This window comes from Mesorhizobium sp. M7A.F.Ca.CA.003.01.2.1, assembly GCF_003998945.1.
Classification (GTDB): Bacteria; Pseudomonadota; Alphaproteobacteria; order Rhizobiales; family Rhizobiaceae; genus Mesorhizobium; species Mesorhizobium ciceri.
In genome coordinates this window covers 1-5033 of record NZ_RZRA01000369.1, presented here as the reverse complement: position 1 = coordinate 5033, position 5033 = coordinate 1, and the positions used below count along the sequence as shown (strand labels likewise).

6 protein-coding genes are annotated in these 5033 nt (G+C 64.7%); 2 read left to right on the top strand and 4 right to left on the bottom strand.

Translation table 11 applies throughout. The features are described 5' to 3' along the window. The coding region (gene mutL, locus EN969_RS16270) for a DNA mismatch repair endonuclease MutL (RefSeq protein ID WP_127419243.1) at nt 1-1574 on the top strand (1574 nt) is incomplete at its 5' end. 48 nt (nt 1575-1622) lie between these two features. On the opposite strand, the gene EN969_RS16265 is transcribed toward mutL, so the two are convergent. The 4 genes from EN969_RS16265 to EN969_RS16250 form a co-directional block, all read right to left on the bottom strand. Further along, nucleotides 1623-1898, bottom strand: a complete 276-nt coding sequence (locus EN969_RS16265) for a hypothetical protein (protein WP_063167729.1) — start codon at nt 1896-1898, stop codon at nt 1623-1625. A gap of 10 nt (nt 1899-1908) precedes the next feature. Next, nucleotides 1909-2235 carry a hypothetical protein gene (locus tag EN969_RS16260; protein ID WP_024504825.1) on the bottom strand — a complete coding sequence of 109 codons (327 nt, stop codon included), beginning with the start codon at nt 2233-2235 and terminating at the stop codon, nt 1909-1911. A gap of 57 nt (nt 2236-2292) precedes the next feature. Further along, the gene (locus tag EN969_RS16255; RefSeq protein ID WP_063167728.1) at nt 2293-3168 is read right to left on the bottom strand and encodes an alpha/beta hydrolase; all 876 of its coding nucleotides are present in this window, start codon (nt 3166-3168) and stop codon (nt 2293-2295) included. 84 nt (nt 3169-3252) lie between these two features. Continuing rightward, complete coding sequence (locus EN969_RS16250; protein WP_013532338.1) at nt 3253-4146, bottom strand: DMT family transporter; 894 nt, start codon at nt 4144-4146, stop codon at nt 3253-3255. A 92-nt stretch (nt 4147-4238) separates the two neighbouring features. Between EN969_RS16250 and EN969_RS16245 the strand changes: the two genes are divergently transcribed. Further along, nucleotides 4239-5033 (top strand): LysR family transcriptional regulator (locus EN969_RS16245; RefSeq protein ID WP_127419242.1); only part of this gene is annotated, 795 nt, incomplete at its 3' end.

Genomic DNA, 5033 nt, shown 5'->3' with positions numbered 1-5033 from the left:
GCTCGGTGTCGCGACTTTCGATCCGCTCGCGCACGGCAGCAAGCGGCAGCGCCGCCGAGATCGGCATCGAGGGTGGCCGCGTCCTGCCTGTCAGGCCGGCGGCGGCCAATCGCGGCACCACGGTCGAGGTGCGCGACCTGTTCTTCGCAACGCCGGCCCGATTGAAGTTCATGAAGGGCGAGCGCGCCGAAAGCTCGGCCACCAGCGATGTGGTCAAGCGCATCGCCATCGCCTTCCCCGCCGTGCGCTTCACGCTGGCCGGCTCGGACCGCTCGACACTGGAATTGCCGGCGGCGGACGACAGCGCGGAAGGCAGCCTGCGTCGTGTCGCCCAGGTGATGGGCACCGATTTTCCCGACAATTCGATTGCCCTCGACGCGATGCGCGATGGCGTGCATCTGACCGGCCACGCGTCGATCCCGTCCTTCACCCGCGCCAACGCGCTGCAGCAATATGCCTATGTGAACGGCCGCCCGGTGCGCGACAAGCTGATCGCCGGCGCCATACGCGGCGCCTATGCCGACGTCCTGCCGCGCGACCGCCATGCGGTGACGGTGCTGTTCCTGACGCTCGATCCGGCCATCGTCGACGTCAACGTCCATCCAGCCAAGGCCGATGTGCGCTTCCGCGATCCCGGCCTTGTGCGCGGATTGATCGTCGGGGCCATCCGACAGGCACTGGCCGATGCCGGCGTCCGCGCCGCCACCACGGGTGCCGCCGGCATGATGGCGGCGTTCCGGCCAGGGGCCGCATCCTACGGCCACGGCGGACCGGCAAACGGCCACCGCAGCTACGACGCGGCCTACCGCGCGTCGGGTCCGTCCGGCTTCGATCCTGCCCGATCGCCGCAGCGGCCGCTCGATATGGGTTTCGATGGTGCGGGCTTCGAGCAGCGCGGCTTGCGAGAAAGCGAGCAAGCGGCTTTCGATGCCGGTCCGCTTGCCAGCGCCGATGCACGCGCAGGGCAGGATGAAGCGGCCGAGACGTTGCTCGGCGCGGTGCTGGGCGCGGCGCGCGCCCAGGTGCATGAGAACTACATCGTCGCCCAGACCAGGGATTCGCTCATCATCGTCGACCAGCATGCGGCGCATGAACGGCTGGTCTACGAGGCGCTGAAGAATGCGCTGCATTCGCGCCCGGTGCCCTCGCAGATGCTACTTCTGCCCGAAATCATCGACCTGCCGGAAGAGGATGCCGAGCGGCTTGCGCTGCATTCGGAAACGCTGGCCCGCTTCGGTCTCGGCATCGAGCGCTTTGGCCCCGGCGCTGTCGCGGTGCGCGAGACGCCGTCGATGCTGGGCGAGGCCAATGTCCAGCAATTGGTGCGCGACCTCGCCGACGAGATCGCCGACAACGACACGGTCGACACGCTGAAGGAGCGGCTGGACAAGATAGCCGCGACCATGGCGTGCCACGGCTCTGTGCGCTCCGGCCGCCTGCTCAAGGCCGAGGAGATGAACGCGCTGCTGCGGCAGATGGAGGCGACGCCCGGCTCCGGCACCTGCAACCACGGCCGCCCCACTTATATCGAACTCAAGCTAGCGGATATCGAACGGCTTTTCGGACGGCGATAGCTGCGGACGGATTGCGGGCCTATCGCTTCGCCGCTCGAGGTCGGCAGGTCAGGAGGCCGGCCGACAATGTGGTCGCCCGCGATTTTCGCCCAGCGGCCTGAGTAGCGCGATCGCAGCCGCCGCCAGCAGGAGGATCGCACCGGTGATTTCAGCCCAGCCGACCGCCTCGCCGAAGAGCCAGGCTCCTGCCGCCAAAGCGGTCAGCAAATAGCGTGCAGCCGCCAGCAGGAGCGGAGGCGCGTCATTGAGACCGAGCTTGATCGCGGCCCAGGTCAGCACCCAGATCAGCGACATCACCGCGAAGAAGAAGAGGTTGCGAACCACCGATGGGCGCTCAGCGCAGTCCCCGACGATCGACAAGTATCCGATGGATTTCGATCCGCTCCGGCAGCTCGATCAGGAACTCGGCATCGCGGTCCAGATGATGGACTTTGGTCGGTTCGCCTTTGGTAAAGGCGGTCATCGCTTGCATGTCGGCCCAATAGGAGATGGTTGTGAACCACGTCTCGGCATCACGGTCCTCGCGCAGCAATTGGACGCCAAGCGCCGTCTTCTCGAGGGGCGGAATACCCTCGGCACGCAGGTATGGCTCATAGGCGTCGGCGATGTCGCGGCGGGTGCGACCGCGCCAGATGCGCGCGATGGTCGGTGTGGTCGGCATGAGGTTCTCCTTCAGTCAGGCGGACAGCAAACTGGGCATAGCGGACGCCGGCTGTGATCAGCCGTGAACACGAGCCAGGAAATCGCGGACCAGCGCCAGCGCGTCGTCGAAATGTGTCTCGAGCAGCCAATGACCCGCCCCTTCGATCAGATGCAGTTCCGCATCGGGCAGATCGCGATGATAGGCCCTTGCCGACGCCGCGGGCATATAGCCATCCTCTGGCCCCCAAACGATCAACGTGGGCGGATGGTGTTCACGCAAATAAGCCTGGTAGCGCGGAAACCAGGTGAGATTGGCTTCCAGCTTCTCCATCAGACCGACGGCGATCTGCCGACGAACCGGCGTGTTCATCAGTGGCCAGTGAAGATTCCAGAGATCGGGCGGCACGCGCATGGCGACGTCGTCAGCCACTTCCCCGATGAACTCGGCCCGAAACCCATCCTCACTTACCGCGGCCTCGAGCGGACGGTGCTTGCCGGGCGTCTTGTCGGTCCACCAGGCCTTGATCGTGGCGTATTTGGGTCCAAGCACATCCTCGTAGATGTCGCCGTTCTGGATGATCAGGGCGCTGATCCGCTCCGGGTGTGAGATCGCATGCCGGAGTCCTATCTGCGAGCCATAATCATGCAGCCACAAGGCGTAGCGTTGGAGACCGAATTTATCGGCAAGCTTGGAAAGCACGTCGCAATAGGCGTCGAAATCATAGCCGAAGGTGGCCGGATCGGGTGTGCCGCTGTATCCGAAGCCAGGCCAGTCGAATGCAATCGTCCGCCAGCGGTCGGCGAGCGCCGGCATCAGTCGGCGGAATTGGAACGAAGAGCAGGGATAGCCGTGCGGCAAGAGCAAGACAGGTGCTTCTAACGGCCCTGCCTCGCGATAAAAAATGGATAGATCATCCAGTTGCATGCGTCGGTGCGTCGTTGCACCCGGCATTCGGACCTCCGTCGAACAAACCTCGGCTAAACGCGTTTGATCGAGGGATCGTTCCGAATGGGGGAAGCGGACGGTCGGCAATATTCATCTCTTCAAATTCACCACGATGACACCGCCCAGCGCCAGCGCGCCGCCGATTATGCCGAGCAGAGTGGGAACTTCGCCCAGCCAGAAGAAGCCGATCAGCGCGGACATCGGCGAGACCAGATAGAGGAAGTTGGAGGCACGTGCCGCCGGCAGACGCGACAGCGCGGTCGCCCAGGCGGCATAGGCGATGAGGCTGGGCACGATGCCGAGAAAGATGACGGCGCCGAGGCCTGCTGTGTCGGCGACCGCCGCCTGCGAAAAGGCCGACGGCAGGAAGGGGGCCAGGCACAGTGCGCCGAGCACCATGTTCGAAGCCGAAATGGTCAATGGATGATGGCGGGCAAACAGCGGCTTCTGGACGATGGTGTTGACGGCCGAGCACAAGGCCGAACCAAGCACCAACAGAGCACCGGTGTTGAACGACAGGCCATGCCCATCGGCCATGGCGATGATGCCTATGCCGGCGAAGGAAATCACCGTACCGATCCAGGCCACGCCTGAGAAGCGCTCGCCCAGCAATGCCATCGCCATGATGGCGGTGAAGATCGGGCTGACATTGATGATGAAGCCGGCGGCACCGGCCGAGACGGTCAGTTCGCCGAAATTGAGCATGACGGTGTAGAGCGCGACGAAGATGGCGCCGCCAAAGACCAGGCGCCACGCTTCGTCGAGCCTTGGCAGCGCCGGGCGCTTGACGGCCAGGAAGATCGCCGCCGGCACAGCGGCGATGGCAAAGCGCAACGCACCCAGTTCCAGTGGGCCGAAGGCGGCGAGACCGGCTCGGATAGCGGGAAAGGCGGAGGCCCAGCCGACCACCGTCAGCGCCACAGCGATGGCTGCCGTGGTGTCCATTCGCTGTGTCGAATTCAACGTGCCCGTTATCTCGCTCATCTCACCGCCCTCGTATTTCTTCGGTCCTGAAAGGCAGAAAACGCCTTTTCACCCCGGTTGACAAACGACGAAATCGAGGATCACCTGTGACTATGGATCACAGCTCGGACACAATGGTGCCGCTCGAAACGCTGCGCGCCTTCGATGCGGCGGCGCGGACAGGCAGCTTTTCAGCGGCCGCCGAAAAGCTCAATATCACCCATGGCGCCGTCAGCCGGCAGATCGCCAAGCTCGAGGACTGGCTGGGATTGAAAGTCTTCGACCGTGGTGCGCGCGGCGTCTCGCTGACGATCGAAGGCAACAGGCTGCATCTGCGCACGGCGGAAGCCTTTGCGCTGATATCGACCCATTCCGACCGCTGGGTCGAGCCGCGTGGCACGGCGGTGGTGCGGCTGACCTCGATTCCCTCGGTCAGCGGACTGTGGCTGATGCCGCGCATGGCGGCTCTGGAAAACAATCCCTCGAAGCTGCGCATCGTGCTCGATGTCGACATCCGCCAGGCCGACCTTGCCGATGAAGGCATCGACCTCTCGATCCGTTGTGGACGCGGCGGCATTCCGGGCCGCATCTCGGTGCAACTTTTCGAGGAACATGTCTTCCCTGTCGCGTCACCCGAGCTTGCCCGCGAGATCGGCCGGGGCGACCCTGCCCGGCTGCTCAAATATCCGCTGATCAACGATTCCGACGCGTCGGCCTGGCGCGCCTGGTTTGCCGCGCAAGGCATGGATTACCGCCCGCGCCCGCAGGACCGCCGCTTCGAGGACTACAATCTGGTGCTCGACGCCGCCGCCTATGGGCTGGGCATCGCGCTGGCCCGCCCGCCGCTGACCGGACATCAATTACAATCGGGCCGCATCACTCCCGTCGATGAGCGCACAGCCCTCAAC

What these genes read in the sequence shown, in the direction of transcription:
- EN969_RS16260 (WP_024504825.1), bottom strand. Translation starts at nt 2,235, where the DNA reads ATGCCGACCACACCGACCATCGCGCGCATCTGGCGCGGTCGCACCCGC.
- EN969_RS16255 (WP_063167728.1), bottom strand. Translation starts at nt 3,168, where the DNA reads ATGCCGGGTGCAACGACGCACCGACGCATGCAACTGGATGATCTATCC.
- EN969_RS16250 (WP_013532338.1), bottom strand. Translation starts at nt 4,146, where the DNA reads ATGAGCGAGATAACGGGCACGTTGAATTCGACACAGCGAATGGACACC.